This is a genomic window from Adlercreutzia sp. DFI.6.23, from assembly GCF_024462535.1.
GTDB classification, from domain to species: domain Bacteria; phylum Actinomycetota; class Coriobacteriia; order Coriobacteriales; family Eggerthellaceae; genus Adlercreutzia; species Adlercreutzia rubneri.
In genome coordinates this window covers 1-347 of the sequence record NZ_JANGBP010000291.1, presented here as the reverse complement: position 1 = coordinate 347, position 347 = coordinate 1, and the positions used below count along the sequence as shown (strand labels likewise).

1 protein-coding gene is annotated in these 347 nt (G+C 68.0%); it reads left to right on the top strand.

Features of this window, described 5'->3' with window-relative positions; genetic code table 11:
- Positions 1-51: 51 nt before the first annotated feature.
- The coding region (locus NE591_RS13425; RefSeq protein WP_256156884.1) for a helix-turn-helix domain-containing protein at positions 52-347 on the top strand (296 nt) is incomplete at its 3' end.

The following is a 347-nucleotide window of genomic DNA, read 5'->3' as shown; positions in this document are numbered from 1 at the left end:
GGGGGGTGCGGACTCCAAGTTGGACACCCAGGTGTCCGGAAGGGAGTTCGAATGTACGACAAGAGGGCCAAGCAGGATGCGCTGGATCTGTGGTTCTCGATGCCCGGCGAGATGTCCGTGGATGACTTCGCCGCCGAGCTGGGGTACCCTTCGGGCAGCACGCTGCGCAACTGGATCAAGGCGGATCCCAGGCACGACCCCGACAAGTGCCAGTACCGCTCCAAGCCCGTGCTCCCCAAGCTCGAGGCGATAAGGCGCGTGGCCGAGGGGGCGACCGCCGCCCAGGCGGCCCGGGAGACGGGGCTGACCCCCCAGCAGGTGCGCTACAGCGTGGGAAGGTACGCCCG